A 591-nucleotide genomic window follows, 5' to 3' on the forward strand; every position below is an offset into this window, starting at 1 on the left:
TGTGTTTGTGAAGACCTCGAACGTGTCGCGCTTCATGAGTGCGCTGGCGGAGGTCCAGAAGCGCGGCGCCGAGGAGGCCTGCCTGATGGTCCTCGACGGCGAGCCGGGCGTGTCCAAGACCGCCACGGTCAGTTGGTGGGCCACCCAGACCGGCAGCATCTACATCCGTGCCAAGGCCGAATGGACGGCCGCCTGGATGATGCGCGAGCTGCTGGGCAGCCTCAACGTGGTGCCCGCTCACAGTTTCGAGCGGATGTACGGGCAAGCCCTGCAGGCCCTGGGCGCCCGTGCCCGTCAGGCCGAGCGGAGCGATGAAATTTTTGCGGTGATCGTGGACGAAGTGGACCACATCGTTCGCTCGGCCAAGCTGCTGGAAACCCTGCGCGACCTCTCGGACATGCTGGAGATCCCCTTCATCCTGGTCGGCATGGGCCGCATCCGCACCGGCCTGACACGCTATCCCCAGATCGCCAGCCGCATCAGCAAGCCCGTCGAGTTCCAGCGTGCGAGCCTTGAGGACGTGCGGGCCATGGTCAAGGGATTGTGCGAGTGCGAGGTCAAGGACGACCTGATCGCCTTTCTTCACAAGGC

The 591-nt window shown here is 64.8% G+C and carries 1 protein-coding gene; it reads left to right on the forward strand.

Features of this window, described 5'->3' with window-relative positions:
* Positions 1 to 22 precede the first annotated feature (22 nt).
* Positions 23 to 591 (forward strand): AAA family ATPase (locus EPD66_RS23880; protein WP_142851048.1); only part of this gene is annotated, 569 nt, incomplete at its 3' end.

The organism is Telmatospirillum sp. J64-1, from assembly GCF_006980715.1.
Lineage (GTDB): Bacteria > Pseudomonadota > Alphaproteobacteria > Rhodospirillales > Magnetospirillaceae > Oleiliquidispirillum > Oleiliquidispirillum nitrogeniifigens.